The sequence below is a fragment of the Proteus terrae subsp. cibarius genome (genome assembly GCF_011045835.1).
GTDB classification, from domain to species: Bacteria; Pseudomonadota; Gammaproteobacteria; order Enterobacterales; family Enterobacteriaceae; genus Proteus; species Proteus cibarius.
This window is the reverse complement of record NZ_CP047350.1, coordinates 71417-96437: the sequence shown is the minus strand read 5'-3', so window position 1 is coordinate 96437 and position 25021 is coordinate 71417. Positions and strand designations below refer to the sequence as shown.

Genomic DNA, 25021 nt, shown 5'->3' with positions numbered 1-25021 from the left:
GAAGAGTGCGTTGTTTTTACTTGAGGCATTCGCCAACTGATTTGCGTTCATCAAGAACATCTCCTATTTGGTTGTTTCAGACTTCGGTTCGTGTTGTACCGTTTGCAGCGGTCTCAAAACTGGCTCACTTTGCGGTGTGCCATCCCCAATCACCCACCTGCGCGGTTCGATTTCGGTATAGACATACCCTGTCACGATGAGATCACCATTGGTGTCCTCCCAGGGAGCTACCCAAATCCGCATAACCTGTGCTGGTGTACGAATTGGAATCGGGCGATCCGGAAGACGCGGTGCGACATAGTTGTCAATCACCGGGTCTCCGGAGCTAGATGAGTTCGCTGAAACGTTTGAGGAACCTTCGCCATCCGCTTCCGCTTTGGCCTCGACTTCCTCTGGTTTCATTGGGCGCGGGACATTTCCGTCATTGGTTGCGGCGTAAACGTCTCGCGCTGACATACACTGAACACCATTCGGCATTCCCGGACAGCTATACTCATCCTTGCCGATGTTGAACGTCGAACAGCCCGACAAAATAAGTAGCGCTGCACCCACCCCCAACATCTTTGCGGATCTTACTGCCTGTTCCTTTTGAGCCTCGCCTCTGGAACTGCCCTTTCTGGTCAAAATGTTCAAATTTTTCATTTCTTGGTTCCCCCGGTGGAACGAATTTGTAGCTTGGTTCCTTTGGTCACGATGATGTCTACCTGACGGCCAGCATCGACCTCGATAACGGGGAAGATGCCTTCGGCCATGTCGATATAGAACTGAGCGATGCGATCTAGCGCCTTACTGGCCCCCTTCACTGCTGCTCCCTGCAACATCTGGTCGGAGAACACAGACTGGTACTGGGTATTTGAGCCAGGGTTAGTGCTGACGACCGGCACAGGATTGACGTCAAAGGCTTCGGAAACGCCACCAAGGAAGCCTGCCATCAAGCTCTTGGCGATGATTTGCCCCTGCTTCGATACGACGCGACCACGGACACCGGCCTTACCGTCTTCACCCACTGCATAGGAATCCAGCTTCGCTTCTATGACCCCCCCATCATCCCGAACGCACGAGAAGGTCTCGCCACGCAGGTACGCTCGCTCTGAACTGAGATCTCCATAGCCTGAAACAATCAGGAAGCACTCACGAACATCCGCACGGAAGCGGTTAGGCAAAATAGCCTCTTTCTGAATCCTGAGGGTCGAAGGGAACGGATCTCGACGAGCACCTTGAGATGTTGGTGCGTCCATACCGTTGATGAGCACCCCTGTCAGGATGGAGCCAGAAGGTAGGTAGATAGACTCATCATCCTTGTTGTCCTTCTCTTCAACTTCTGGCGCTTTCTGCGAGTAGCTCACTATTTGGATGCCTGGTTTAGTTGCATCACGACCGTCTCCCTTGCCAGTTGCAGGAGCCCCACCCTTCGAGTCAGGAAGCGGTGCGTCCCGAAAAAAGGATGCTGGATCTTTGTAGTCGAGCTTTTTCTCCATGAACTGACCATCACCACCAGATGCACCATTAACATCGGCTCTGGCATCCTCTGATGAAGAGGATGTTTTTCCACCAGCAGCGCCGGTTTCGACTTTCTTAGCCAATTCCATGTTCTTCTGGGTCAGGCGGTCCAAATCTTGACGAAGGCGGGTCATCTCACGGCCAACATCACTGGATTTCCCGGCAGTGGTTTTGGTTTCCTCCAGCTCTTTCTTGACTCGTTCCAGCTCCTTTTTCAGGTCGGAGTTTTCACGAGACACCATCTTCACATCGGCAGACAACGAATCTATCCCGATCTCACGGGTGTTTTTGTCTGTGAGAACGTGCTTGATGGTTTCTTGGCGACCGCGCTTCTCTTCTTTCTTGGGTTCACCAGAGAACATTGTCACGACCGCAAAAAGAACGAAGACGCCGCCAGCGATAGACACCCAACGCTTCTTGTTGGGGTCTAACTGTGTCCAAAATCGCTTAATCATTGGGCACCTCCCAGCAGCGATGGACGCTTAGACGTTGGTGCGAGACCACGCTTCTGCTTCTTCGCCACATAGATCTCCGTCTTCTGGCCGGGCTCAAGCACGTTAAGCGGCCACGTAGTCACCGCAGCCACATCCCAGCTCCCACACAACGCCTCTTTGAACTCAATAGGCTGATCAGAGACGTTCAGGGCGACACCGATGAACACGTTAAGGTGGTGGCCCATCATGTATTGCCCCTTGCTAAAATCCACCTTTACCCCAGGATGAGCGCAGCTCGGCACCGCAGCACCAGCAGGGATGCGGTTCAACGTGTAACCTTGAGGGACTTCACCAAGAGCAATCTTTCGGAATACTGACCGGATGGTTTCGACATAAGGCTGGCTCTGTTCCCAGGTCTCAGCCTTGGTATTGGCAAAAGCACCAGTGATACCTACACCACCATCGAGCTTGAGAAAGACTTCTCTGGGCGGAATACGACGGGGAACCATCGTCAGGCTGAGAGCTTGGGCTTCCGAGCCTTTTTCAGTAATGAACATAGTCACCGGATACTGCTTATCCGTGGCGACATAGACCACATTCTCTTTGATGCAGACCTCACCACACTGGCCGTTATCCGTCGCCCCGGTCAGAGATGTTGAAACGATCTCAGGATTGCTGAAAGGCGTGACGATTCGGTTCGGATGACCAACGGCTATCGGGATGATCTGGTTAACCCCCGGCTTCATCGTCAGTAAGGGGTTTTCATTCATGCTGCCCACAACCTCATGGGAGCTTTGTCCTGACGTCACAGGGGCAGGAACATCCTTTTTCATAACACTGGCCGGGACAACAGGAATGTCATCCGAGGCATAGGCCATTGAAGTTCCAAGCGCCAAGGACAGCGCCAGGAGCGAAAGTTTAGCGTTGTTCTTCATGCTTTCTCCGGTTTTCTTCTTTGCGCTGGAGTTGCTCCAAAACAGTTTTGGTGCGTGGCTTTCCTACATAGGTGTCGATGTAGTCCAGCACGGGCGCGTAGTTTGAAATCTTGATGGCGAACTCGTAGGAGCGTTCGCTACGCTCTTCGTTAGAAGAAGCCCCTTTGACGTAGGAATATCCGTAGACAAACACCTTGTCGCTCTTGGGCTCGTACTCAACAAAACGCGGCTCAAACCGCATGGTTACGCGGTCGTTCTTGATCTGTTGAGCTTGAATTTCGATGGCATCAATCACGTCCTGATAGATGCTCGGGGAGAGAAGCGGGGTGATCCGTTCTTTCACAAAGTCAACGGTTCCTGGCGTCACATTGCCAAGGAGCTGAGCAAAAGCGAAACCCCAAGCCTCTTTATAGGACTGAGAGGCGTTATTTTTCGTCACCCAGGCTTCTTCCGTGAGCGTGAAAGGCTGGATAGTGACGATGGTTTCCTTGCTGAATACTTGGACCACCAGCAGGAAAACGATAGCAATAAGACCACCCTGGAAGATTCGTCCCCACTTATTTTCTGTTTGGGTCCCTTCCCAGGTCTTGAGATACTTTTTCAGGTTCAAGGCAAATACCTCCGGACAAACGGATTCTTGAGAGATTTGGCCTTGGTCATGATGAACCCGGCCCAGTAGATCATGTGGAGCAGGTATCCATCCGGATGGTTATCCCTGAATCGGCGATAAAGGTTGGTTACAAGTAACCCCCCCAGAAAGCAGATCAGGGCCTTACCGATGATGACCCCTATCGTTAGCCCCAAAAGCATCGGGGCCAACTCATCTGCGCTCCACAACAGCAGATGCGGGGGCTCATCGACCCGGCGCGGTATCTTTACAGGCTTCATAGCAACCCTCTTCTTTTCCTAGTGGCCTGTATTCTCATTCAGGGTCACTGATTTTCTGCCACGGCTTCGCGCCCTTTTCGGGCACTTCCAGCGACAAATAAAAAAAGGCGGCCTAAGCCGCCTTTTTTGCGTTTACTGGATCGGTTATTGATTTTGAGGAACCGCTTCCGAATGTTTTTCCGAAGCCGCAACGCTAACTTCATTGGCTGGTCGGGCCACCCCCAGAGTTTTCACTTCCTTGTTAGCATTGGCTTTAAACTTGAACATCAGACTGTACGCCGCCAGCAGGAAGAAGCTGAGAATGCCCCAGTAGGTCTGAACCGTGCCCAGAGCCTTGGCCGGGTCACTTGCAGCTCTGTTGGCCGTATCAGCAGCCAACTTAACCCACTGACTCCAGTCAAAACCTGCCGCAAAAGCAGACAGCCAAAACGCGACGGCCACTGGAACGATGAAGATGCACATCAGCACCGCGTTCATCAAAAACCAGAAAAATTGTTTATTAAGGTTCACACTTCCTCCCATTAACCTAGAAAATTGAATGCGTGTTCCAGGTTCATCCCTGCAACAACACCTATAACGAACATCACCTGCCAGACAAGGAACTGCCAGGAGATGAATGAACCAGATGAGCTTTCGCTTTCTCTGACGTGAGCTTGTGCGGACATAGACCCTCCAAATAACTTGTCGTCATCACGGAGTAATCGTCTCTTAATTGATCAATCTAGGAACAGTGCTGTTACGGCCCATTTTGGGCACTTTATGGAGGTTTATTCGAGGAGATGATAAGAGCGGGAGGCGAAAAACTTTCACATGTGAAAGTTCAAAGCGGCCAATGGCCGCTTGTTTCACACTGTTCTATTGTAACGGAGTTCTCGATAAGCATCCCATGCTTGCTCTGATGAGACACCTCGACAACCAACATCTGTGGCGCACTCAAGGTCCATCTTGTACTGCTTAACCTTCTGGTCTGCTGTATCGCCCCAGCTCATGGCTGATGGGTACTTGGAAACACTAAACACATTTTCAAGTTCAGCCTGATAGTCGTCGTTTTGTAACAGAGGTTCGGTTTCACCATCATCCCAGCGAATGTAAGCCTTACCCTGGAGAGCCTTCAAATGCAAAGGCACCAGTAAGGTGGAAATCACTTCGTCAGCCCTGATGTCTTTGTAAGCACACCAGTGAGGTTTAACGGTGATCACACCATTTACCAAAACGATGTCACACGCCAGTGTCGCTTCAACATTATCGTTAACATCCTGCCGAGCGTAGATCTCCACGAAACCAACCTGCTCTGGAACAACCTTGTCGATGAAGCTCCAAAAGCTGGGGTACGACGTTCCATCGCTGAGCGTCAACTGACCGTCATGCTCTTTCAGCATACGGTTCAGTTGTGCAGTGAAGAACTCTGCCGACACTTTTCTTGCCAATGGTTCCATATCACTCAGTCGTAGAGTGGCTCCTGCACCCCCCTCATACACCTCTCCAAAAAAGAAATCTCTCTTACGCATTAGACTTTGCCTCCTTTAATCGCTTGCTGGGTCAGCTTGATCCAGTTCAACGGGTTTTCACAGTCAACATGGTTGCCAGCGGCACCAACTACCGTTTTGTATGCCTCCGAGCCTGCCGCTGTGTGTACTGCCAGCATAAACGAAAACATAGGGTCATTTTGCATGGTGCCAATCATCATTGCACTGGAAGTGTCTTTGAGCTGGCAGTTTTCAACCCGCAGATTGAGTACATCTTTTGCCACCATCTTACAGTCGGGACACACCTTCTCAAGGTTCTTGAGCTTTGCGTCGTCATTGAGCACATCAGGAGCCGCGATGGCAGTACCGGCCATACACAGCCCCAGTGCCAGCAGTTTGAGTTTATTGGTTACTTTCATGGTTCCTCTCTATATCGTTCCAATTTCGTTTCGGTAAAAGAACAGTGGCCCAGTGACTGTTCTGAGTTCCGGCGTTACTTGCTTTACTCTTGAGCAAATATGCTGCTTGAAAAAGTTGTGGTATCCGTACAAAGCTGGGCGTGTAAAAACGGAATAGATAATGAGGGTGATGGCCGCACCAGCGGCCCACCCGATCACGTCCGGAGAGATAAGTCCTGGCACGTCTGAGATACGTTCTGGTTCAACCAAGCGGCACACCACCAGCACCCAGAACCACATTACCGGCATCACAAAGATCATCTTTCCGACGCAAGCAATGAGCACCTTCACCAAATTCAAGCTCTGCGCCCAGTAAAGCCACAACGCAGACAAGGATTGGCGACGTATCACCTGGTAGACGTTCAATGGGATGTCGCACAGATGCACCCCATCTTGATTTATAACGGAGTAGCTCATCCTCCCTCCCTATACCCGTTTCTGGAGGTTGCCGAACGTCAGGCCAACCAGGACACAGCACGTCATCATTGTCATCGGGATGACAACCGGATCGAGCGCTATGGGGATGAAGAACGCGATGAACAATCCGGCCATCAGGTACATCGTTCCGCGAACGCTATAACGATGGAGAACCGGACTCGCATAATCGAAGTTGGTCCGCTTAATTCGCCATGTCATCATCCCGTCATATACCGCAGGTACGAACAGGATCAGCATATAGGGAGCCCACGCGGCTAACAGCGCCAACCGTGTGTAGAACTGGTAAATGACGTTGACAAAGGCTTCCATGCGGCCTTTGACCCACACAAACCAGCCCTTGCCCATATCCTGCATCCCCTTGGACTTCTGGCGCTCCTCTTCTGATGGGATCAGCGTTTGGTACATCCCCTCATAGAAGCCTGAATCAATAACGCTCGACCTGAACCAGGTAGATGCTTTGTTCTGTATCCAGTCTCTTGCTTCGACACCAAGACTCTGTTCCACCAGCACGGATTCCCTTTTGATGGCTCTGTCTGTCCAGTCGCCAGGGATCAGCAGCAATATTGCCAGCAACTCAATAACCAGCAGCCATGCGACCAGCAACCACGGCTTCTTCATAGTCGGTTCTCCTTAAAACAGTTTTCACGCTCTCACAGGTGATGAGCTCATACAGCAAGCCACGCAAAGAGGTCTCATCCTCATGGGGCTGCGGGTTAATGGATAGTTCTCCTGGATGGGAAGAAAGCCACAGTGAGAACGACTCTCCTGAATCGACAGACCATGAATCACCGCCACTATCGACAATTTGCACTTCCAACGCCCGGCAGGTTTCGGTGATCAGGGTTTCCAGAAATGCCCCAATTCTGGCCGGGTCTTCATATTTCTCTCTCTGCTCATGAAACACGAGCTGGCTGTAGCGATGCAGAGCTTCTTCAATGATCGGGTAAATCACAGGCTCCTGATTAGCCTTAATCCCGTCTGTGATGTAGCAGCTCAGCTTCTCGATGATGGCCTCCGATGCAGGCCAGTCGAATTGGAGGATGCTCAGGATGTGAGCGTTCTTGCGGCCACGACTTTTCAATTCATTCATAACCCTGTCGAAAGGGTTCACATCGACCATGATGGCTACCTCGTAATCTCTATACTTCTTGTCACACATAGCTCTGCTCTTACTGGGTCAATATGGGCAGACGGCCTTTTACGATTGTTCCGCCTGAAATTTTGGCTATGTATTCCAGGTTCGGAAGCATTCCCAATAACTGGGCTGGGAACAGATCAGCTTCCTCCTCCATCAAACGCTCGCCTTGGTTGCCTCCGTGCATAATGGGCTCCTTGCCATCCGAGTTCTGGCCTTGAGTCCGCATGACGTACTTGAGCCGGGTCTTCGGCAGGTTATCCGCGATATACTCCTGGGTTTCACCATCGACGATACGCAGAGCAAACGTGTTGTTGATGTTCCCCAACACCTGGAGCGCTTTGTCTTTGCTACCCAGTCGAGCTGCGAAGTCAGCAAAAGTCTGAGTTGCAACGAAAAGACGAAGTTTCGCACCGCGACCTTTGTTCAGGAGCTGGATGAACGGGTCGTTGATCACCTCGGCAGCCTCATCAACAAAGATATTTACGGGTCTGTTGTTGACGCCGTAGTTGTATCTGTCACCGGCAACCGCTGTCAGGTCTGACAGGAAGATGGACCCCATAGCACTACCAACCATGTTGTCGGTCAGGGAGTCGAGCCCCAGATAAGCAACTTGAGCGTTGTTGATGATTTTTGCGGAATCGGTGATCTGGCGTTCGTCGCTCAGATCAGATGAGTCTGGAGACAGCAGAGGGCCTAGCTCCCCGGACGTCAGCATATTCATGATCGGCAGGAGGTTCGCCACCATCTTGGAGAAGTGGGTTTGGTCGTGCTGGAACATCGACAGCAAGCCTTCCAGGTCAGAGTTCGGGTGCTCAGGTTGGATGATGTCGTAGTAGAACTTCATCAACGCGAAAGCGATCTTCTCACGCGAACCGTTTTTGGCTTTTTCCAAGTAAGCCGCTGCTTCTGCCTCCCAGTCGGGCATAACTCGCTCTGAGTAAGCCTGAACGGCCTTGATGACCAAGCCAGCAGCGCCACCTTCAAGGAATCGGCGGAGCTTTGTCAGGTTGGGACGATCATGAGTGATGACCAAGCCCTGAGCGATGTTGTTCAGTGCCTGCCATCCAAATGATTTGAACGGGTCGGCCCCTGCTTCGGACGGGATCAACGCTGCCAAACGACTTGCGATTTCAGTCACGCGGGTGAAGTTACGCAGAGGGTCGATACGCACCGACTCTTCCGGGAATGCTGGATGAAATGAGACGAATCTTTCCGGCTGCCCCATAGCTTCACAGGCACGTCGGGCATTGTCCCGCATCTCCTTATCCCCTTTCGGGTCTATGATGATCACGGCTTCCCCACGCAGAATGGCCTGTGAAATCAGGATGTCGAACATACGGGTCTTGCCCGAGCCGGTGGTCCCAACGATCAGCGAATGCCCCTCAGTGTGCTTGAGTGGCTGCATCAGCTTCTCTTCTTTGGGCTCTACCCCGTGAATCCAGGGCTGGCCGATTGGCAGCTCCTTTTTCTTACCCTGTATCTTCCGGACAACCTTTTTGACCGTGGACTCTCTCCCTACGATGGAAGTCCAGTCGCGTTTCAGGATCTCAAACACGCGCTGGGCATGGCGGTTTTCCCACAGGAACCCACTACCAAGCCACATATCGTCCGGCGTGTCCTTGATGTACTTTTGGAGCTCCGCAATGGAAATAAACTCCAGATCACGCCCCTTCAAATGCTTTTGGAGCAGGTGAAGTTTGATAGCCTTGGGCAAACGAGCCATCGCCATCACGCCACAGATCCCCGTCATCCAATAGAATGGCTCCGGCGGCATCGTGCTGACTTGCTCTACGGCCAAAGCCGCGCCGGAGGCGGCAAGCCAGCCTGCTACAGCATTTTTTTCATAGTTGGGCCGCCACGGCATCTCGTAGGCGAGCGGGTCATAACTCATTGTCATGTTTCATTTACCTCTAAATACAATTTTCCCTGACGTTTCTTGAGCAAAGGGCGTCTCTGTGCCCGGCTCAGCATCCCGCAGAGGATGTGTTTGCTGATGCCGATGTTTTCACCGGCAATCATGTCGAAGGCTTTGTCACTGGTTACTAAGCAGCCATCCTCTTCCAGGACAGGTGTCACGAGCCATCGGCCCGAGCGTTTTTGGATCATGTCCTTGAGCATCTGGAGTGCTTTCTGAGGCGTAACACCAGACGGCAAGAAATCTTCCGCGTTGATGTCTTTCGGGTTTGTTTTCGCCTTAGGCGGCTCAAACTCCCTAACCTCTGGATCTTCCCTTTCTCGCACCTCGACGTGTCCCAATTCCTTCTCACGCTCAACTTTGGGCTCAGGAGCCACCGGTTGAGCCTCCCGCTTAGGAAGGCGAGCCACGTTCTGTTTTTCTTGGACCGGCTTGCGCTGTTGCTCTTCAACCGGAGAAGTAACATCGACCTTCTTCTCCTTCGGCTGTGGCTGGGAGTCCTTACCTTTCGCCTTTTGTTCAGGCGAGGCTTTACCGGCATTAACCTCAGGCTTCTGCTGCTGCGCCTTTTTTCGGCTTTGTTGTTTCGGTGCAGACTTATTTTTGCTTGCATCCAAGCCAGGGGGAGAGACGAGCTCAAAGGCATCCTGGTATCCACCCATTGACGCCTCGGCATCCTTAATGGCCGCCACGACTGCATCTGAAAGCTGCTCCGCCAGTACAATTGCCTTCACTCCGCTGAAATCACGAACTTTGCGACCTGGCATAATCGGGTCCGGAACAATCGCGTTGGCGTGGGACAGCTTCGAGAGAACCTCTGACGGCGCACCCAGCGACCGAGCGCCATCCGGGTACAAAATGACGGCTTGCCCCTTCATCAGGCATAGGACTTCGCCCAGCGTCGTTTTACCTTCCAAAACAGGCATGATCGCTTGTTCAAGCAACGCCGATGCTTCCCCGTATCCAGACAACATCTCAACGAGCAAGGTCTTTGCGTCCTTCTCATGCTGATTAACGTTGTCCGTATGCGGCATTTCTGGCGTGTGCGTTGGTTGTTCTGGTGCGTCAGTCAGCATAGGGAGCGGCTCAATCGCCCATGATGGCGGTTCATCAGAACCACCGAACATTGGAAAGTCATCGCCCTGCAGGGAGTTTTGTTCTTGTGGAACGAAGTCCTGTTTTGGCTGCTCCTCTTGCTTTCCGGGCATTGCCACATCTGGGATTTCTGAGTTTGTTGCGTCAGTGCTGGTTGTCTCTGCCGATGCGTTGAATGCGTCAAACGGGAAGTCGATGTCCCCCAGTCCACCCCCAACATCCTTGAGTGCTTGTAACGGATTGTCGTTTGCCAAAGGTGGTGCGTTTTTGGCAATGTCCTGAGGGGACAGATCCTCTTTTGCCTCTGGTTTATGGGGTTGTTTCTCCGTATCACTCTTCGGTTTTGCTTTGCCCGGTTTGCTCTGCGGCTTACCCTTCTTGCCAGCGTCAGGCTTAGATGATTCCGTTGGTCCCGCATCTTTTTGCTCTGGCTTCTCCTCGACAGCATCGGAGGTGCTTTTCAGCATCTCCATCGCATCACCAAAGCCAAGGCCAGCTAGAGCTTTCTCTGCTTCCTGCTCTGCGGCCAACATGTCATCGTTCAGAGCTGCTTCACCTTCCTCTTGGTCGTCACCGTCATCGGCTTCCTCAGGATCAACGAACTCAATCTCAGCGTCCTCAACATCACCAACAACTTCCGCAGCAACAGCCGCAGGAGGCTCAGTCGTAAACACCAGGTCGTTTGATTCGAGTCGGAGCATCAAGATCTTCACCGAACCCGCCGCCTCCTGGAGCATCTCAGGCAAAACTTCCCAGTAGCGGTAGTACGCACGTTCACCCTTCTCCTGCACCGTGTTTGGTACAGCAAAACCACGTTCGATGAGAATGTCGGCCAGTGTGTCAGGGTCTCGTGGGATACCGGGGATCTTGTCGTGGCTGATCAAGTCATAAAGGTCCCCAAGCTGTTTCCAGGCAATGAATACACCTTGGTTGAGGTGCCAGACTTTCGCGCCTGGCTCATTGACCTTCCATTTTCCGGTTTTAACCAGGCGGCGGATGGCATCGAACACGTAACGCTCGACGGGCACACCATAGGAGAACTCGTCCACATCGAGACGACTCTGGCGAAGGTCCCGTGAGACGCTCTCTTGGTCAGCGCGAAGCATCAGCTTGGTCACAGGCTGATTGACGCTGGTTCCTGAGATAGCTTCCAGCATCGCTTCCATGATGGACGGGCCAGACTTGGACAGAAACTCCCGAGTCTCAGCCGGAATAATTCGATCCACCGCCAGCAGCGAGAATTGCTCATGTCTTTTGTGTCGCTTGTCGCGCCACCGGATAAAGTAACGGTCGATTTCGTGACGGTGTGCCCAGTCATGAAGTGACTCCGAATACGGGTTCCATGTGATTGACCCGTCTTTGTCCGTAATGGACACATCCGAGAGCGGTTTACCCACATCATGCAGCAGCCCAGAGAAACAGCTCGCCAGTCTCCAACGCGGCTCATTGTCACGGCGTTCCCGAGGCGTCCCCTCGATGGAAAAGATAACTGACTCAGATGCCTGAGCTGCCCAGAAGGCCACTTCAAGCCCATGTCGGAACAGACCACCAGCGCCACGGTGGTGGTGTGATTCGGAAGCTGGCAACAGGTGAACAAACGCGGCATACCGCTGGATCACCGGCAAAACAAGCCGGTTGAAGTCGTCCACAGTGAAACCGAGAGAGTTCCGCACTTTCTCAATCAGTTCAGCTTGGGTTGCCAGTATCTTGTCTAGTGGGGCCACTGGCAGGCCCTTGGCAAAAGGTGGGTATCGAGGGATTTCTTCATCTTCCACGTCTTTAAGCGGCAACACTCTGGCGCTCGGCGCGGTCTCGATCACTCCACTTCGCCCACCAAATAACTTGTTAAGGGCTTTCAGCATGTAGGTTGACCATATTCCTATCGTATTTCTCGTCGCTACATGCTCTCAAAACACCTTTAGATCGCACACACGCCTATCTGTCCAATTTGGGCAGTTTGAGAAACCAGCTTTCCATCCCCCCCCTTTTAGAATGGGCTCATCGACAATTTTTGATGAGGAACGACACGATGAGACAACTGATAGCAATTCTGGGAGTGGCAATTCTGGCCGGGTGTGCCTCTAACGCCCCCGAGCAAAAGCCTCAGCCCCAGACTGCCCCTGCCGAAAATGACAAACCTGCCCGAGTTAGCCGGGAACTGTCGATGGCATGGGACAACATGGGGCGCGGTGGTGCTGCATTACGTCAACCTGGTTATATCCATGTGCTGGGCGACGGTAATGTCAGCGCAACGATGAACAAGGTCAAAGATGACTCCGCTGGTTCAGATAAAACTCCAGCAGGGATCAAGCAGCACGGGGATGTGAACGAAGCCATCAATACCTTCAAGTCCATGAATAAAGGCAAAGGCTACTCGCTGTACGAGTTGTCACGCTGGGAACGCTATTGCGATGGCGGCAAAGGTATGGACGAGCACGATTGGCGCTTTGTGGAAGCCGAGGGGACTACAAACATCCCCAAGGATGTTGTAACCGGCTGCATACCACCTACCCACACCTATCAAGATTATCTGAATGCCTGGACGCACTTTTGCACCAGCCAGGCTGTAACTGACGCAGATCGCCGCATTGTGCGCGAGTCCGTGCGTCCCTATTCAGTGGTGAACCCATGCAAAGCTCTGAAATAAGAAACCAGACAGAGCCAAGCCGTAAGGCTGAGCTCTTCGACGCTTTATCAATCATGCTCCAGGAGGCCGGTTCGAGGGGTAATTCCCGCGAAGCGGCCTATGTCATTTCTGGAGTCCTCGAAAACCTCTCCAGAGACTACCCCGAAGTCAAAGGTCTGGCCCAAAGCTGGGCTGAGCTGGCGAATCTGGAATCAAAGATGAGAGGAGCTGCTTAATGGACCTTTATATCTGCGAGAAGCCTTCTCAGGCCAAAGATTTGGCTGGCGTAATGAAGGCCTCCCAACGAGGTGATGGATTTCTCCATGATGGAGGAAACCGCGTTATTACGTGGGCGTTCGGCCACCTGCTGGAATTGTATATGCCAGACGATTATGACGAACGCTACAAGTCATGGTCACTGGAGACCCTCCCTATTGCACCAGAGTCATGGCGGTACAACGTTCGCAAGAGTGCGTTCAAACAGTACAAAATTGTTGAGGGACTGGTCAAAAAGGCGAGCACCATCTACATCTCAACGGACTACGACCGAGAAGGTGAGGCTATCGCCCGTTCGCTTCTGGATCGATTCCGCTACTCTGGCCCTATTCGCCGGGTTTGTTTGACGGCTCTCGATGAGTCAAGCATCAAGAAAGCGCTGAACAACGTAAAGGATGGCAAGGATACGGTCTCACTCTACTACGCCGCATTGGCACGGCAACGCGCTGACTGGTTGGTAGGCATGAACGTGAGCCGCCTCTACACAGTGCTGGCCCGAGATGTCGGCTTCAACCACACTCTTCACGTTGGCAGGGTTATCACCCCAACCGTCGCTCTTGTTTGTCAACGGGACCGAGAGATCGCCGGTTTCACCCCCTCACCATACTGGACTCTGGGTGTGAACGTGTCCGTACAGAATGGACAGTTTGCCGCCCAATGGATACCACCAGAAGAGTGCAGTGACGAGCAAGGCCGGTGCGTCAATAAGGCCTATGCCGAGCAGGTAGCCTCCCAGGTCAATGGTGCCAATGCTGTTATCAGCAAAGCAGAAACCAAACCAGGTAAAGAGTCAGCCCCCCTCCCCTTCGATCTAACGTCGCTGCAACAATACGCAAGCAAACGATGGGGATACACCGCTCAGCAGGTACTGGATGCAGCTCAAGCTCTGTACGAGACGCACAAAGCGACCACCTACCCTCGTACTGATAGTCGTTATCTACCCGAGAGCCAAAAGGAAGACATTCCGGACATTCTCCAGGCGCTCATTTTGTCCGATCAGAACGTCTCTGGGCTGGTGGCTGGCGCAGATCCTCATCGCAAGGCCAGGGTATTCAATGACGCCAAAGTGACCGCGCACCACGCGATCATTCCAACACCGGCCAGAACAGACATCAGTGCCATGTCTGAGATCGAGTTCAATCTTTACGACGCCATCCGTCGTTTCTACATCGCGCAGTTCTACAGCGAGTTCGAGTTCACCAAAACCTCCATCGAGGTGCAGTGTGGGCGTCACCTCTTTGCGGCCTCTGGTAAGACACCTGCCAAACAAGGCTGGAAGGTTTTGTTTGCTTCTGATAGTGAAAGCAGTCCCAAGGACGAGGGGGAAGACACCGACGCGCCGGTTGAACAAGAGAAGCTCCCCAGGGTTAGCCAGGGCGAACCCGCTTTGCTTAATGGTGCCGAGCTGGCAAACAAAATGACGCGGCCAGCACCGCACTTCACCGAAGCCACATTGCTTGCCGCGATGGAGAACATTGCCCGGTTCGTGACTGAGGAGAAGTTCAAGCAAATTCTCAAAGACACAGCCGGTTTAGGCACTCCAGCAACACGCGCAAGCATCATCCAGGGCGCTGTTGATAAAGGCTACTTCAAACGTCAGAAAAAGGTACTGCTTGCAACTGATAAGGCTCATGCGCTTATCGCAGTGCTTCCACCAGCCATCAAATCACCCGGCATGACTGCGGCTTGGGAGCAGGAGCTTGAGAAAGTCGCCTCCGGCTCCGGGAATATGTCTGTCTTCATGAAGCAGATTTCCACCTGGATCTGCCAAATGGTTGAGCAGCTCAAAGTGCCCGCACCGGTTCTGACCAAAGAAGGTGGCGCGATGGCTAAAGCCTTCGAGGGCGCTAAGCCGCCTTCACACGAATGCTTCAACTGCGGTGGAGAGATGCACCGGATCAAAGGGAAGAACGGATTTTTCTGGGGCTGCCAGAACGAGGCTTGCAAGAAGACGTTCCCAGACAACCGAGGGAAACCCGAGAAGCGTATCGCGGCTGAGGATTGTCCAGACTGCCCAGATTGCGGTAGCCCGATGCGTCTCAGGAAAGGAAAAGCGCCCGGCAAGAAGCGAGCTTCTAAGTTCTGGGGCTGCACCGCCTATCCCGATTGCAAAGGCACTATGCCCTTCAAAAAGTCGGACTTTATGGATTGATAGAGGAATTAAGTATGTTTGGAACAATCATTTTAACTGCGATGCTCACCACCAGCTCAGCCACTGCCGAAGATGCAGGGAAGAACATCGCCTCAGGCTTGGCGGCGGCATCCGCCAGCCAAATGGGGCAGGCCGTAATGCCAACTTTAGCTACCAGCTCGGCCATTGCAAAAAGCGCAGGTAAAGGCATGGTGTCAGGTTTGGCTGCGGCGACTGCCAGCTACATTCCCCAAGACGAGCTGAGCTTTACTCGAAGCTATAAGAACTCTGAGGCTGTGGATATGGCAAAGGGCCTGGGGACATTGAAAGAAGCGCCTGAGTTTCTCTACGTTGTTACAGACGTAAATGCCAACATGGCGGTCAAATGCAAGCGCGTCTGGGAGCCTCAATCTCTGGCTTTAAGTCCAGTGATTGTTGAGCTGGTGGAACTACGTAAGACGAACAACAAAGACAGCTACGAACAAGCACTATCCCACCTCGATTGTTCAATGTTCACAGACTAAAACAATTAAGGGGCCGATGGCCCCTAATTTTTAATAACCCAATTTCTTTTGATACCTGATTTTCCTACCAAGCACAGTTGTCATACACCATTCAATTCACATGGATAGCGAATACTTCAACCGGACAATCTCCAAAGTGCGGGTGCGTTATAACACTCCTTGAGAAGCCACGCCAAGGGCGAATCTCTATCCTGGACATATCTCCAGCCTTTGGGTAGCCACACTTAACATGGACTTCATCATACTCGCGCCCCTCTAGTCTTTTTATCCAGTAGTCTGTAACGAGGCGATATTCATCTGGTTTTTCTCCAGATTTGATCTGATCGAAGTAAATCTTTTTTACGGGCAGATGAAGTATTCTCTTTTTCATAATCACCACCTGATAGCCCATCAGACTATCTAACTATTCGACAAAACATCCCTTTTTCAATTTCTGTCTCTCTCGCCTCATGGGCCAATACAATATCCGCGATAACACGAATATTCCCTTCATAGTTGCGAATGGCCGCATCCCTCATCGTGTCTAAAGTGTCCTGACACTTCGCTCGCCTGAATTTAACGAGCCAACTTTGCCGATCTATCTTGTCCACACCAAATCCCATTTAGCGAACCATGTATCCAGCTTTTTTGGCCGCAGCATCAAGCTCGGAGGAGAAGTTAACGTCGGACTTTTCTGCCGCGTTATAGAGGGCTCCACACTTGGGCCATGAGCGTCCTACCAGTTTCATCGCCAACGCATCCGCCAGCATTTCTCGGATCTGTGTTTCAGCCTCACCAAAATCGGCCAGAGTTTCGTCTATGCCCGACTCTTCCATCAGCTCGATGAGCTGTGGTTGTTTGAGCCAGACGCCTGTTTGCATTTCCAACTGATCTCTTGCATCGGCCACCAATTGGCGTTCAAGGGTTACGCCATTCACGGTCTTAACAAATTGCTTTGGCTGACGCTTTACCTTTTTTGGCCTGGACACATCAGAGATAACCGTCACCGGCTTCCCACGCAGTTCACGCGGCAACGGTCCACTTAGCCCCAGAACTAAGCGACGAGCGTACTCATGCTCGTATGGTTTCAACCCTCGACCTTCACGGTACATTTCAGTATCCACCAGCAGATCACCGCGCAGCCTCGCATTTTTCCGCACTTGTTCGGACAAGACCGATTTACCCTTCCCGCTGGCTCCCATTACGAGCGAGTGAGATTCTACTTTGTTATCAAAAAACATAATTCCGCCCCCAAGGAGGTGTTGCTATAAAACATGGTTTGAACATCCGTATTTTCACGGCAATAACCGCCGGATAATGCAAGACTCCCAAACCTAAATAGGTCTCCAGGTGATGACATCGAAGTCATAGCTGACTTCCGAGTTGTCGTCCGCCGTTCGCCACGAACAATCATCTTCCTGAACATGGATCAAGTCGTACTCAACAATTTTGCCCGACCAACATCCTTTAAGCTGGCAATGAACAGGCACACCGACGACCGGCATCTTGTCGTTGACGCTGATCCACGGTTCTTGCTTTTGATCCAGATCCACCGGTTAGTCCTCTATGAACGATTTAATGGATCGCCCATCAAAAAACAGTTTCCCAGTTCCTGATACCGAATGTACTTCTGGAGCTGCCTTCCCTTTCAGGAGTTTCTGATAGCGCACCGCGTCTTTGAGCTCAGAGATCCTGACGCCAATGAGTGTGGCCGTCTCCTCAACTGTTAAAATACGGTCCCAAAAGCTGGTGGCGCTGTTATTGCGCCCACCGATACTCTGGGCAACGCACTCTGTTCTGGCCGCTTTTCCCTTTGCCATTGGCAATGTCCTCTTCATTCTTCTCAGCCCCCAGCTTACTCAGTATTTCAGCTTTTGTAGCGCGATGGCCGCGCATTAAAAGAGCATTCAGCAGGTATCCAGTGAACACCTCTGTACTCGGCATACGGTCAAGCAACTCAACATACTGCTCATCCGTCAAATCATGGATCTCACAATATTTTTCCACCGCCTTTTCGTAGGCTTCTGCGTAGCCATGAGTGGAAATCCTGAAAGCAATATCCCCATTGCCGTAGCCTGGCTTTGTGACGAGAAAACAAGGCGCGAAGTAGGTTCTCTTCACCCCCATCCGGCTCCGGTTCTCAATGCTGATATAAGCCCTCAGCCCCTCAGCAATGATGTTTGGCCCGGAGTTGCGTCGCCGCTTACAAGTCTTATTCTGACGCTTCACCTCTTCTGCCTCAGCTTCCCACTTTCGGTCCAAGCTGTAGGCCAGCCGGTGAGCTGTTGCGTAGGAATACTCTCTCAAGGAGAAGTATTCCTGCCGGTAATCATCCGCCACCCCAACTGTTCGTGCGACACGGAACCCGACGAAACCGGCGTCATGGGTTCCCTCGCCGTAGTAAATGACTGCCATTATCTACCTTCCTTACTTCTGATACCGTGCTGCACCACGGTATGGCGACCGCAATTCACATTCAGGTGATCCCGAACTGCGGCCATGACCGCTGAATGCAATCTGTAATCCACACTCTGCCCAAGCGTTTCTGTCGCTTGTTCTTTTGCCATCCACGAAACATCAAAGCTATCAGGTATCGACATCAACTCCTGAACCAGATCGACCGATGGCTTGTAAATGCGGCCACCGTCTTGGATGTACACTGCATCCTTTACCCCACGATCCTGAGACTTGAGGATGGTCGGGCAACTGGTGCTTTCTCTCGTCAAGAACGCAGGCATCCTGCGAGAAGTTGACTCTCTGGCCTGAATTGACTTCAACACTGTGACGTCAGCACAATCCCCGAGGTGCTTCTCGATCACCGGCCACAATCGTCCACCAGCTCTCTGCTCAGGTTTCGGTGGAACGAACCCAGGGAAGACCGACGCCACCATGTAATAGCGTTCTCGCCCCTGGTAAGCGCCGAAATCCAGACCGTTCAAGACCATCTCAGTGAGGAAGTACCCCATCCGCCGCAGTGTCGTTCCCATCATCGCCCCGGCTCCGGATGCTTTGAAGTTCGGGACGTTTTCCACCAGCACGACGGCAGGGTTCACGACCTCGATCTGTTTTAGTGCCGGGTAAACCATGTCGAGCATGGTGGAGAGATCCTCAAGAGAACGCTCTTTGTCCCTTGGACTTTTGGCGTTTGAGTGGTCATCACACCCCAACGAGTAATGGGCCAAACCAATTGGTGGGCACTCCGCCAGCAAGGCTCCAAGGCGATCCAGCTCCAGGTGATGAATGTCTTCATTCAGCAGGATACGCGGGGAGCTGTTCACCAGCGTATTGAGCGCATGTACTTCACTCAGGTTCCGCCCGGATGCTCTGTCTCTGGCTTCAACTGGACGATGCTCCAAAACAATCTCAGCCTTCCAGCCAAGCGCTTCCATAACATGAATGTCTACCCCGCCAGTCAATGCCACAAAGGCACGGAAAGGGCTGGTTTTTCTGAACCGATCCGCAATGGCAAAGGCTCTGTTTGCGACAGGAGTGAAGACTACTCGGCCTTTTCGCATTTCGACGTGGAAACGCTCTGTATAGCGAGGGAAGCACTTATCTATGAGCCCTTGTCCAGAAAACTCAATAACGGTTTCCAGCGGGTTGTTGGAGCGACTCTTTGGTTGATACCGGCGCTGATAAACCTGGTGTGTCTGTAGTTCATCGGTCGCTGGGATCACCGAAAAACCGCCCATCCCCTCCCCTGGCTCAACGGCGATGCCCATACCTGGCTTGAACCCCATAACATCCAAAAAGTTGGACGAAACCCTAACCTTGCGTTTATCGCCTACTCGATTGAACGCAAGTTGTTTGGTTACTACGGAGGGGGAGACGATCGGTAACATTGGTCAACCTCTTTTCTTCTTGTTTTGCTCGCGCTTCACCATTGCTCCAGCAGCTTTCAGAAGTCTCTGGTTCTCCGCCAGCTCCTCTTGGAGTTCCTGAGTATCCTCTTCTGTCTGAGGCTTTTTCAGCTCGGCCTCGCAATATTGGACCTCTTCCTGCAAGCTGACTTTCGCAAACTTGAGAGCGGCCAGTCGCGTCGTATAAACGCCAAAAGGCAATTCGCCACCTTCCCGGAACTGCTTCAAACACCAGCTCGGTATAGATGGCAACCAACCAAAGTCCCCATTCTTCCGTGACCTTTTCCCCCACGTAATCCCATCTAACTTTTGGGCAAGATTGACATAGCGTTGATCGCTGGTTGAGTTGCGTCGTTTCTGAATAGAGCGAACTATCCACTCTGTAACCTCGACCTTTGCTTTATCATCATCAGAGATGTAATAAAGGGCTGCGTACAACACAGCGCCTTTACGAATGACTGATGGTGGGTATGCCTGGGCTTTCATCTATCCCCCTATCGCTTTTTCTGTCCGACAAGACGGAGATGATCGGCGGCCAAGTCATACTGCTCGTTTTTGTCGCGGCGGCGGAATCTGTCAAAAAACTTCCCTCGTGGCAGGGTTTCTTCCATAGCGATCAGGCGGTTCAGCCACACTTCTTGAGGTAGCATCCCTGCTGGAGTCGGCCCGAGCTTACGTCCTTCCTTGACGTGCTCCATTGTTTGCGTGGCAGTAAAAATCGCACCACCAAACTTTCTCCACTTGAATTGCAGGGGCATATCTGGAGACTCATCCAGCATCAATTTCTTATTGGTTTGTTCTGTCACGACAATTACTCCACCATCCATTCTTCACTAAGCAGGAACGCCCAGCGCTCTTCTGCTTTTTCTGGGTTGTCTTTGGCCTGTTTGATCATGATCTCGGCGGCGTTAAAGCCTACCTCTCCACTGAACCGGCCCCATGAATGGCTATGCCACTCGCGCATCACACTTCGGCCAAGCGATGCAAGTTCTGGACTTACACCCTCATGGAGGGCATAGAGCTCCCAAGCATCCCACCCGTATCGTAATAGGTTGTGCCCTGGGGCGTTAAAGGCCTGAGCAGCCTTGAACCGCTCTCCAGGCTCCTTCCCTCTAACATCCACACCCTGGAGCACCAACCCCATTACCACTTCAATGACCGGCTCGCGTTGCTTCTTTGCCAGCTCGATGGCAGCCACCAGCATTGCTTTGGCGTCAGCAAATTTCCCATGCCCTTGGCACATACCGCAGGTTTCTTTGGAAGGGGAAAAGTCATAAACACCGGAACCAGCACAGAGGCGGCATGTCATGTCAATCATGGGCTCTTCTCTCCTCATACTCTTCGATGCGCTCTTTCAGACGCTGAACCACTGGTGCGAGCTCAGGGATAGCTTCCGCTTCCTCAAGCGTGTATCGCTTGTCTTCCTGGTAATCGACTATTTGAGGAGGCCTTGGCTGTTTAGGGAACTCAGCAAAGTCATTCAGCGACATCGAGGTAGGAAGTCCTCCTTCAATCTCACCTTTTTCGTTGAGTGACTGGGTGACGATAAGCTGTGTTCCGCCCACCTCGGTATCAAAGCGGTCATCAAAGCGCTCACCGATAGTCCAGCCGCCACGGCCAAGAACACAGGTCGTACTCATACGTAGGCGATTGAATGCTTTAGCGTCATCCCAGTTCAAAGGATTTTCATCCATGAGGAAAAAAGGCGCTTCGTCCCGAACGAACACCTTGGACTTGGCGTTATCGAAGATCGGCCCAAACACCCCCTGCTGGAGGTATGGTTCGACCTTCTCTGCAAGATCCTGGTGCCCTTGAGAACGCAGCGCCTCATAGAGCTGGGTGATTGTTTGTTTGCCGGTGCCCGGAAGGCAGGACAATACTGTCTGCTTTTCCTCGTCACTCAGGCTTACCATTCTGGACAAAAAGCTGACTACCAGCTCGTTGTGCCCATCGACCGTTTCAATGTTGAGCTTGTTCTCGTCCATCTTCTTCCTCAGTAATCGGTTCGATAAATTCAATGGAGTCCATGCTTACATGACTGATAATGGCTTTCAGGCCGCAGCAGTCGCATGGTTCAAAGGTCAGTTCTGATCCCTTGGGAGACTGATGCGTGACCGTTGCCACAGCCCCTAGAGGGATCACCCCCCAGCCGTTTTTTAGTACCCGAGTAGTTCTGACCAGCCGACCTTTGTACTCTCGTTTCAGTTTCGGATGCGGCACTACCGCATATCGCTTACTCATTTCGGTCCCCTTGTACCAAAGGCTCGACAACCAGCTCTTGAGCTTCGTCCCAGTCGGACACCTTTGCATCACCAAACGCAAAGGCAATTCGCATAGCCACTGTCGGCCTGCCTATTTTCATCAAGTAAGCCGCAGCACCGGCACACATCGACTCTTGTCCCGAAGGTGCATAGTTACCCTCTTCATCCCATTCACCACCTGACTTTGAATGCACGGTCTTGTGGCAATGAAACGTCGTCATGTCGTTTTCAACGATGTCGTTGATGATGCCTTCTAATCGCCCAGGGACCAGCTCGATAGCGCCCTCCTTCCGGAATGGACAGTTGGCGCAAGGTTTCTTCAAACGGAGATGATTTGCTTGCTTTGGCATACATATCACTTTTACAGTATCATTTTATGATTCTATGATATAGCCATATTCCGTGTAGTCAATATCTCACTAACAATTACTTTCTATCGGACGCTTACGCGCCCATTTTGGGCAGATAGACAAGTTATTTGGGCGTTTGGAGTGTGCGAGGTGGACAGCGGGGAGACTTTCACATGTGAAAGTTTTGTTTCTTGGTATCGTTTTATTGTCCCTTGATATTATTTTATGATGCTGTAATAATCATAAATAAGGGCCGCATCGCTCTTCGACCTTCGTTGCAGCCCTTACAACACAATCAAGCAATTAAGGAGCTTTGTTATGCTGCAAGGCAATACTAACACGAATAAGCGCATCCCGCTCGCGGCGTTCATGAAATGGCCGCTGGCGAAACGTCAGGACTTCATCGACCGGGAAATGTCCGGTTGCCCCGACTTTATCAAGACGTCTTTGCTTCGGCATTAAGGCGATCAGGCAGGAAAGCAAAGAACCTCGCTTCGGCGGGGTTCTTCGTTTCTACCTCTTGAATGTTTCGTCAGAACAAACTGGAGCGCTTATGTCACCAGAAACACAGCAACTTACATCCAAGGCTTTATCTCTCATCGAGCAGTCCCGATACAGAATGGGCACATCTCGGTTTGTTGAGGCCTTTATTGACCAGTGGGCATACTTGCAGACTGGCCTATACCCAGCCAAGGAGGAGATCCCGGAAGAACTTCAGCCGGTCGCCTTCGAGCTCTCTCACGTCCTGTCTGCCGCCATTAAGCGCGACCCCACCAGCGATGTTTTGGGTTACGTCCTAAGCATGTCTGGCTTCCACAAGAAGGGCACCAATTACTTCCCCACTCCTCCAGAGATTGGCCGCTTGATGTCACTCATTGTTGGCTCACAGTCTTCGGCAGACTTTTATGAGCCCTGCTGTGGTTCTGGCATCAACGCCATTCACTGGATGGAAAACCTGATCGAGAACCACGGTCCCGAAGCATTGAGAGAAGCCTCAATCTACCTGGAAGACATCGATCCGTTGATGGTGAAGTGCTGCATGATCCAGCTATTCCATTATTTCGAGTCCCGCAATACCACTCCCAAAACGCTGAGTATCGTCGGCATAGACACCCTTAGCAGACGAACCAAGAACATCGCCTACTACGCCGAAAAACCTCCAGCAACCGCCGCTACCGTGGCAGCATAAAAAAACCCGCCGATTGGCGGGTTTTGCATTCAATGCGCTGCTCTATGGCACCTTACAGTTTTCCGTACCGGTTCAAGAACGAAGACCTGTCTAAGATCCCCCAGTCTGTCAGCATGTAGTAGCCGGTGGCACCTCGTTCGCCGGTAGACTCCCTGACGAACAAGATATTCATTCCGAACTCATCACGCAGGGCAGACAACTGTCTCTTGATCGTTGATTCAGGAATATTTGTTGCCTTGTGAAGGTCTTGGAGACTTGGCTTCTCCGTTTTAGACAGGGCATTCACCAAAGCAAATTTTCTTTTCATGTCCTGTGAGATCTTCATATTCACCTGTTCTTGACAGGCCCAACCTCTCTGGCTGGGCCTCCTTTATTAGCCTTCGACACTCAGGAGTTCAATGTCTGACACAGGCACATGAACATGCTTTTCCTTGCCTTCGCCATCGAGCGTTTTAACCCAGACAGTAGACGGAACCAGAGCAACACGGTCGGTCATGATGACTCCACGTTTGGTCTCGCCATCCAGGTTAACGTTGACAGCAAAAATCAAACTGTCAGCCCGGACGTTCTTCCATTCCTTGTCCTTCGGCAGAGGAGGAAGAGCATCACCGCCTTCTTCATCTTTGTCCTTGCCGCTGTTATCTGGCTGCTTGACAGGATCTTTGTGCTCACCCTCTTCATCACGCAAAGGGTCTTCGTCATCATCGTCCTGACCATTGGAATTTTTACCCCCTTCCAGTTCCTCCTGGGCAAGGTTCAGGTCGTCATTCCCGGTTTGTTCCGACGTACCATCCCCACCCGAGTTGAGGGATTGCTCGTCGGTGTTGCCAGCGCCAAGCTCATCATTCTGGTGGGAGCCAGTCAGTGGGCCTTTTTCCATTTCGTCTTTGATACGTTTGGCATCATTCAGCAGCTCACGGCTTTGTTTACGAGTAATCCCGTCAGACATAGCCACCGCGCAGACGGCGCGACATCTTTCTTCATTCAGATCGAACAAGAGACGAAGGTTATTCAAGGTCTCTGTATCAGAACATACTTCATTATCGTATAACTCACGCACACAGTCAGGTAGCTTGAGCAACGACAGATGCGTAGATACGAAAGTGATATTCTTACCGAGCCGATCAGCAATATCCTTTTGCTTCCAACCTTCTTCAATAAACAGGTTTAACGCCTCGGCAATCTCTACCGGAGTCAAGTCATCCCGCTGGATGTTTTCGATCAGCTCACCAGCAGTCTCGTCCAAGTTGTTCTGGACCTTATCATTCACCACCAAGTCAATGGTCTCGATACCAGCGTGTTTACACGCTCTCCAACGCCGCTCCCCTTTTTGGATGACGAACTTGCCTTCTTCGTTCTTCGGGAACACGATGATCGGAGACTGCTGCCCTTCGGTCAGCAAGGTTGCCGCCAGCTCTTCAATGTTACGGAAGCGCTTACGAACCTGGACCTTGGATACAACGTCGTCAACAGGTACGGTAAGAACCTCTTTGCCTTTCTTGCCTTTGGCGGCTTTAGCAAGTTCGGACAGGCCTTTTAAATTGTTCAATGCCATCGC

33 protein-coding genes are annotated in these 25021 nt (G+C 51.9%); 6 read left to right on the top strand and 27 right to left on the bottom strand.

Annotated elements, in window-relative coordinates:
* Positions 1–63: 63 nt before the first annotated feature.
* From traV to mobH, 14 genes are all read right to left on the bottom strand, one after another.
* Positions 64–642 (bottom strand): type IV conjugative transfer system lipoprotein TraV, encoded by a 579-nt coding sequence (gene traV / locus GTH25_RS18670; protein ID WP_000793435.1) that lies wholly within the window; start codon positions 640–642, stop codon positions 64–66.
* Entirely contained in the window at positions 639–1952 is a 1314-nt protein-coding gene (locus GTH25_RS18665) for a TraB/VirB10 family protein (RefSeq protein ID WP_024131605.1), read from the bottom strand. The genes traV and GTH25_RS18665 overlap by 4 nt, the downstream gene beginning before the upstream one ends.
* Positions 1952–2869, bottom strand: a complete 918-nt coding sequence (locus GTH25_RS18660) for a TraK domain-containing protein (RefSeq protein WP_000794249.1) — start codon at positions 2867–2869, stop codon at positions 1952–1954. Before GTH25_RS18660 ends, GTH25_RS18665 begins: the two co-directional genes overlap by 1 nt.
* Complete coding sequence (locus GTH25_RS18655; protein ID WP_001049716.1) at positions 2853–3479, bottom strand: TraE/TraK family type IV conjugative transfer system protein; 627 nt, start codon at positions 3477–3479, stop codon at positions 2853–2855. Before GTH25_RS18655 ends, GTH25_RS18660 begins: the two co-directional genes overlap by 17 nt.
* Positions 3476–3757: a type IV conjugative transfer system protein TraL gene (gene traL, locus GTH25_RS18650; RefSeq protein WP_000805625.1), complete on the bottom strand. Its 282-nt coding sequence runs from the start codon at positions 3755–3757 to the stop codon at positions 3476–3478. Before traL ends, GTH25_RS18655 begins: the two co-directional genes overlap by 4 nt.
* A 144-nt stretch (positions 3758–3901) precedes the next feature.
* The gene (locus GTH25_RS18645; RefSeq protein ID WP_001052531.1) at positions 3902–4267 is read right to left on the bottom strand and encodes a hypothetical protein; all 366 of its coding nucleotides are present in this window, start codon (positions 4265–4267) and stop codon (positions 3902–3904) included.
* An 11-nt stretch (positions 4268–4278) separates the two neighbouring features.
* Positions 4279–4422 carry a hypothetical protein gene (locus tag GTH25_RS18640; RefSeq protein WP_001275801.1) on the bottom strand — a complete coding sequence of 48 codons (144 nt, stop codon included), beginning with the start codon at positions 4420–4422 and terminating at the stop codon, positions 4279–4281.
* Between the two features lie 180 nt (positions 4423–4602).
* Entirely contained in the window at positions 4603–5265 is a 663-nt protein-coding gene (locus GTH25_RS18635) for a hypothetical protein (protein ID WP_001231463.1), read from the bottom strand.
* On the bottom strand, positions 5265–5642 hold the full coding sequence (locus GTH25_RS18630; RefSeq protein WP_000869261.1) for a hypothetical protein: 378 nt from the start codon (positions 5640–5642) through the stop codon (positions 5265–5267). Before GTH25_RS18630 ends, GTH25_RS18635 begins: the two co-directional genes overlap by 1 nt.
* Positions 5643–5883: 241 nt before the next feature.
* Complete coding sequence (locus tag GTH25_RS19145) at positions 5884–6060, bottom strand: hypothetical protein (RefSeq protein WP_169342285.1); 177 nt, start codon at positions 6058–6060, stop codon at positions 5884–5886.
* A gap of 47 nt (positions 6061–6107) precedes the next feature.
* The gene (locus GTH25_RS18620; protein WP_000743450.1) at positions 6108–6737 is read right to left on the bottom strand and encodes an IncC plasmid conjugative DNA transfer DtrJ family protein; all 630 of its coding nucleotides are present in this window, start codon (positions 6735–6737) and stop codon (positions 6108–6110) included.
* A complete protein-coding gene (locus GTH25_RS18615; protein WP_000228720.1) occupies positions 6694–7239 on the bottom strand; it encodes a hypothetical protein in 546 nt (181 codons plus the stop codon). The genes GTH25_RS18620 and GTH25_RS18615 overlap by 44 nt, the downstream gene beginning before the upstream one ends.
* Positions 7240–7288: 49 nt before the next feature.
* Positions 7289–9154, bottom strand: a complete 1866-nt coding sequence (gene traD, locus GTH25_RS18610) for a conjugative transfer system coupling protein TraD (RefSeq protein ID WP_000178856.1) — start codon at positions 9152–9154, stop codon at positions 7289–7291.
* Positions 9151–12129, bottom strand: a complete 2979-nt coding sequence (gene mobH / locus GTH25_RS18605) for a MobH family relaxase (protein WP_001337757.1) — start codon at positions 12127–12129, stop codon at positions 9151–9153. Before mobH ends, traD begins: the two co-directional genes overlap by 4 nt.
* 167 nt (positions 12130–12296) lie before the next feature.
* Here mobH and GTH25_RS18600 point away from each other — a divergent pair, with 167 nt between their 5' ends.
* The 4 genes from GTH25_RS18600 to GTH25_RS18585 are packed head-to-tail and all read left to right on the top strand — an operon-like array spanning position 12297 to position 15824.
* A complete protein-coding gene (locus tag GTH25_RS18600; RefSeq protein ID WP_001249396.1) occupies positions 12297–12914 on the top strand; it encodes a hypothetical protein in 618 nt (205 codons plus the stop codon).
* Positions 12896–13129, top strand: a complete 234-nt coding sequence (locus tag GTH25_RS18595) for a hypothetical protein (protein WP_001191892.1) — start codon at positions 12896–12898, stop codon at positions 13127–13129. The genes GTH25_RS18600 and GTH25_RS18595 overlap by 19 nt, the downstream gene beginning before the upstream one ends.
* Positions 13129–15321 (top strand): DNA topoisomerase III, encoded by a 2193-nt coding sequence (locus GTH25_RS18590; RefSeq protein WP_000366822.1) that lies wholly within the window; start codon positions 13129–13131, stop codon positions 15319–15321. The genes GTH25_RS18595 and GTH25_RS18590 overlap by 1 nt, the downstream gene beginning before the upstream one ends.
* Before the next feature lie 14 nt (positions 15322–15335).
* Positions 15336–15824, top strand: coding sequence for a hypothetical protein (locus tag GTH25_RS18585; RefSeq protein WP_000468105.1), 489 nt, complete (start codon positions 15336–15338; stop codon positions 15822–15824).
* Positions 15825–15915: 91 nt separating this feature from the next.
* Here GTH25_RS18585 and GTH25_RS18580 read toward each other — a convergent pair whose 3' ends face one another.
* The 11 genes from GTH25_RS18580 to GTH25_RS18525 form a co-directional block, all read right to left on the bottom strand.
* Positions 15916–16194, bottom strand: coding sequence for a hypothetical protein (locus tag GTH25_RS18580; RefSeq protein WP_014386427.1), 279 nt, complete (start codon positions 16192–16194; stop codon positions 15916–15918).
* 232 nt (positions 16195–16426) lie between these two features.
* On the bottom strand, positions 16427–17044 hold the full coding sequence (locus GTH25_RS18575) for a hypothetical protein (protein ID WP_000464631.1): 618 nt from the start codon (positions 17042–17044) through the stop codon (positions 16427–16429).
* A gap of 93 nt (positions 17045–17137) precedes the next feature.
* Positions 17138–17356 carry a hypothetical protein gene (locus tag GTH25_RS18570; RefSeq protein ID WP_000362482.1) on the bottom strand — a complete coding sequence of 73 codons (219 nt, stop codon included), beginning with the start codon at positions 17354–17356 and terminating at the stop codon, positions 17138–17140.
* A gap of 205 nt (positions 17357–17561) precedes the next feature.
* Positions 17562–18218: a hypothetical protein gene (locus GTH25_RS18565; protein ID WP_000268551.1), complete on the bottom strand. Its 657-nt coding sequence runs from the start codon at positions 18216–18218 to the stop codon at positions 17562–17564.
* Positions 18218–19645, bottom strand: coding sequence for a DNA cytosine methyltransferase (locus GTH25_RS18560; protein ID WP_000936896.1), 1428 nt, complete (start codon positions 19643–19645; stop codon positions 18218–18220). The genes GTH25_RS18565 and GTH25_RS18560 overlap by 1 nt, the downstream gene beginning before the upstream one ends.
* Positions 19646–19648: 3 nt before the next feature.
* Complete coding sequence (locus tag GTH25_RS18555; RefSeq protein WP_000647189.1) at positions 19649–20149, bottom strand: hypothetical protein; 501 nt, start codon at positions 20147–20149, stop codon at positions 19649–19651.
* Positions 20150–20157: 8 nt separating this feature from the next.
* The gene (locus GTH25_RS18550; protein ID WP_002210541.1) at positions 20158–20469 is read right to left on the bottom strand and encodes a hypothetical protein; all 312 of its coding nucleotides are present in this window, start codon (positions 20467–20469) and stop codon (positions 20158–20160) included.
* Between the two features lie 5 nt (positions 20470–20474).
* Entirely contained in the window at positions 20475–20981 is a 507-nt protein-coding gene (locus tag GTH25_RS18545; RefSeq protein WP_000566600.1) for a hypothetical protein, read from the bottom strand.
* On the bottom strand, positions 20974–21648 hold the full coding sequence (locus GTH25_RS18540; RefSeq protein ID WP_000344151.1) for a thymidylate kinase: 675 nt from the start codon (positions 21646–21648) through the stop codon (positions 20974–20976). Before GTH25_RS18540 ends, GTH25_RS18545 begins: the two co-directional genes overlap by 8 nt.
* Positions 21623–21904 carry a hypothetical protein gene (locus GTH25_RS19140; RefSeq protein ID WP_000044824.1) on the bottom strand — a complete coding sequence of 94 codons (282 nt, stop codon included), beginning with the start codon at positions 21902–21904 and terminating at the stop codon, positions 21623–21625. Before GTH25_RS19140 ends, GTH25_RS18540 begins: the two co-directional genes overlap by 26 nt.
* On the bottom strand, positions 21897–22274 hold the full coding sequence (locus GTH25_RS18525) for a hypothetical protein (RefSeq protein ID WP_001125905.1): 378 nt from the start codon (positions 22272–22274) through the stop codon (positions 21897–21899). Before GTH25_RS18525 ends, GTH25_RS19140 begins: the two co-directional genes overlap by 8 nt.
* A 318-nt stretch (positions 22275–22592) precedes the next feature.
* Here GTH25_RS18525 and GTH25_RS18520 point away from each other — a divergent pair, with 318 nt between their 5' ends.
* Positions 22593–22736 (top strand): hypothetical protein, encoded by a 144-nt coding sequence (locus tag GTH25_RS18520; protein WP_000939033.1) that lies wholly within the window; start codon positions 22593–22595, stop codon positions 22734–22736.
* Positions 22737–22827: 91 nt separating this feature from the next.
* Positions 22828–23463 (top strand): N-6 DNA methylase, encoded by a 636-nt coding sequence (locus tag GTH25_RS18515; protein WP_000074431.1) that lies wholly within the window; start codon positions 22828–22830, stop codon positions 23461–23463.
* 52 nt (positions 23464–23515) lie between these two features.
* Here GTH25_RS18515 and GTH25_RS18510 read toward each other — a convergent pair whose 3' ends face one another.
* Positions 23516–23788, bottom strand: coding sequence for a helix-turn-helix domain-containing protein (locus GTH25_RS18510; protein ID WP_000703827.1), 273 nt, complete (start codon positions 23786–23788; stop codon positions 23516–23518).
* Positions 23789–23836: 48 nt separating this feature from the next.
* Positions 23837–25018 (bottom strand): ParB/RepB/Spo0J family partition protein, encoded by a 1182-nt coding sequence (locus tag GTH25_RS18505; protein WP_001207227.1) that lies wholly within the window; start codon positions 25016–25018, stop codon positions 23837–23839.
* Positions 25019–25021 lie beyond the last annotated feature (3 nt).

Excerpts from the sequence above, each read along its gene's own strand:
- GTH25_RS18525 (WP_001125905.1), bottom strand. The coding sequence starts at position 22,274 with ATGCCAAAGCAAGCAAATCATCTCCGTTTGAAGAAACCTTGCGCCAAC.
- GTH25_RS19140 (WP_000044824.1), bottom strand. The coding sequence starts at position 21,904 with ATGAGTAAGCGATATGCGGTAGTGCCGCATCCGAAACTGAAACGAGAG.
- traL (WP_000805625.1), bottom strand. The coding sequence starts at position 3,757 with ATGAAGCCTGTAAAGATACCGCGCCGGGTCGATGAGCCCCCGCATCTG.
- GTH25_RS18565 (WP_000268551.1), bottom strand. The coding sequence starts at position 18,218 with ATGGCAGTCATTTACTACGGCGAGGGAACCCATGACGCCGGTTTCGTC.
- traD (WP_000178856.1), bottom strand. The coding sequence starts at position 9,154 with ATGACAATGAGTTATGACCCGCTCGCCTACGAGATGCCGTGGCGGCCC.
- GTH25_RS18640 (WP_001275801.1), bottom strand. The coding sequence starts at position 4,422 with ATGTCCGCACAAGCTCACGTCAGAGAAAGCGAAAGCTCATCTGGTTCA.
- GTH25_RS18585 (WP_000468105.1), top strand. The coding sequence starts at position 15,336 with ATGTTTGGAACAATCATTTTAACTGCGATGCTCACCACCAGCTCAGCC.
- traV (WP_000793435.1), bottom strand. The coding sequence starts at position 642 with ATGAAAAATTTGAACATTTTGACCAGAAAGGGCAGTTCCAGAGGCGAG.
- GTH25_RS18540 (WP_000344151.1), bottom strand. The coding sequence starts at position 21,648 with ATGGACGAGAACAAGCTCAACATTGAAACGGTCGATGGGCACAACGAG.
- mobH (WP_001337757.1), bottom strand. The coding sequence starts at position 12,129 with ATGCTGAAAGCCCTTAACAAGTTATTTGGTGGGCGAAGTGGAGTGATC.
- GTH25_RS18520 (WP_000939033.1), top strand. The coding sequence starts at position 22,593 with ATGCTGCAAGGCAATACTAACACGAATAAGCGCATCCCGCTCGCGGCG.
- GTH25_RS18595 (WP_001191892.1), top strand. The coding sequence starts at position 12,896 with ATGCAAAGCTCTGAAATAAGAAACCAGACAGAGCCAAGCCGTAAGGCT.
- GTH25_RS18580 (WP_014386427.1), bottom strand. The coding sequence starts at position 16,194 with ATGAAAAAGAGAATACTTCATCTGCCCGTAAAAAAGATTTACTTCGAT.
- GTH25_RS18545 (WP_000566600.1), bottom strand. The coding sequence starts at position 20,981 with ATGATTGACATGACATGCCGCCTCTGTGCTGGTTCCGGTGTTTATGAC.
- GTH25_RS18555 (WP_000647189.1), bottom strand. The coding sequence starts at position 20,149 with ATGAAAGCCCAGGCATACCCACCATCAGTCATTCGTAAAGGCGCTGTG.
- GTH25_RS18660 (WP_000794249.1), bottom strand. The coding sequence starts at position 2,869 with ATGAAGAACAACGCTAAACTTTCGCTCCTGGCGCTGTCCTTGGCGCTT.
- GTH25_RS18635 (WP_001231463.1), bottom strand. The coding sequence starts at position 5,265 with ATGCGTAAGAGAGATTTCTTTTTTGGAGAGGTGTATGAGGGGGGTGCA.
- GTH25_RS18620 (WP_000743450.1), bottom strand. The coding sequence starts at position 6,737 with ATGAAGAAGCCGTGGTTGCTGGTCGCATGGCTGCTGGTTATTGAGTTG.
- GTH25_RS18615 (WP_000228720.1), bottom strand. The coding sequence starts at position 7,239 with ATGGTCGATGTGAACCCTTTCGACAGGGTTATGAATGAATTGAAAAGT.
- GTH25_RS18590 (WP_000366822.1), top strand. The coding sequence starts at position 13,129 with ATGGACCTTTATATCTGCGAGAAGCCTTCTCAGGCCAAAGATTTGGCT.
- GTH25_RS18510 (WP_000703827.1), bottom strand. The coding sequence starts at position 23,788 with ATGAAGATCTCACAGGACATGAAAAGAAAATTTGCTTTGGTGAATGCC.
- GTH25_RS18515 (WP_000074431.1), top strand. The coding sequence starts at position 22,828 with ATGTCACCAGAAACACAGCAACTTACATCCAAGGCTTTATCTCTCATC.
- GTH25_RS18560 (WP_000936896.1), bottom strand. The coding sequence starts at position 19,645 with ATGTTACCGATCGTCTCCCCCTCCGTAGTAACCAAACAACTTGCGTTC.
- GTH25_RS18630 (WP_000869261.1), bottom strand. The coding sequence starts at position 5,642 with ATGAAAGTAACCAATAAACTCAAACTGCTGGCACTGGGGCTGTGTATG.
- GTH25_RS18505 (WP_001207227.1), bottom strand. The coding sequence starts at position 25,018 with ATGGCATTGAACAATTTAAAAGGCCTGTCCGAACTTGCTAAAGCCGCC.
- GTH25_RS18575 (WP_000464631.1), bottom strand. The coding sequence starts at position 17,044 with ATGTTTTTTGATAACAAAGTAGAATCTCACTCGCTCGTAATGGGAGCC.
- GTH25_RS18600 (WP_001249396.1), top strand. The coding sequence starts at position 12,297 with ATGAGACAACTGATAGCAATTCTGGGAGTGGCAATTCTGGCCGGGTGT.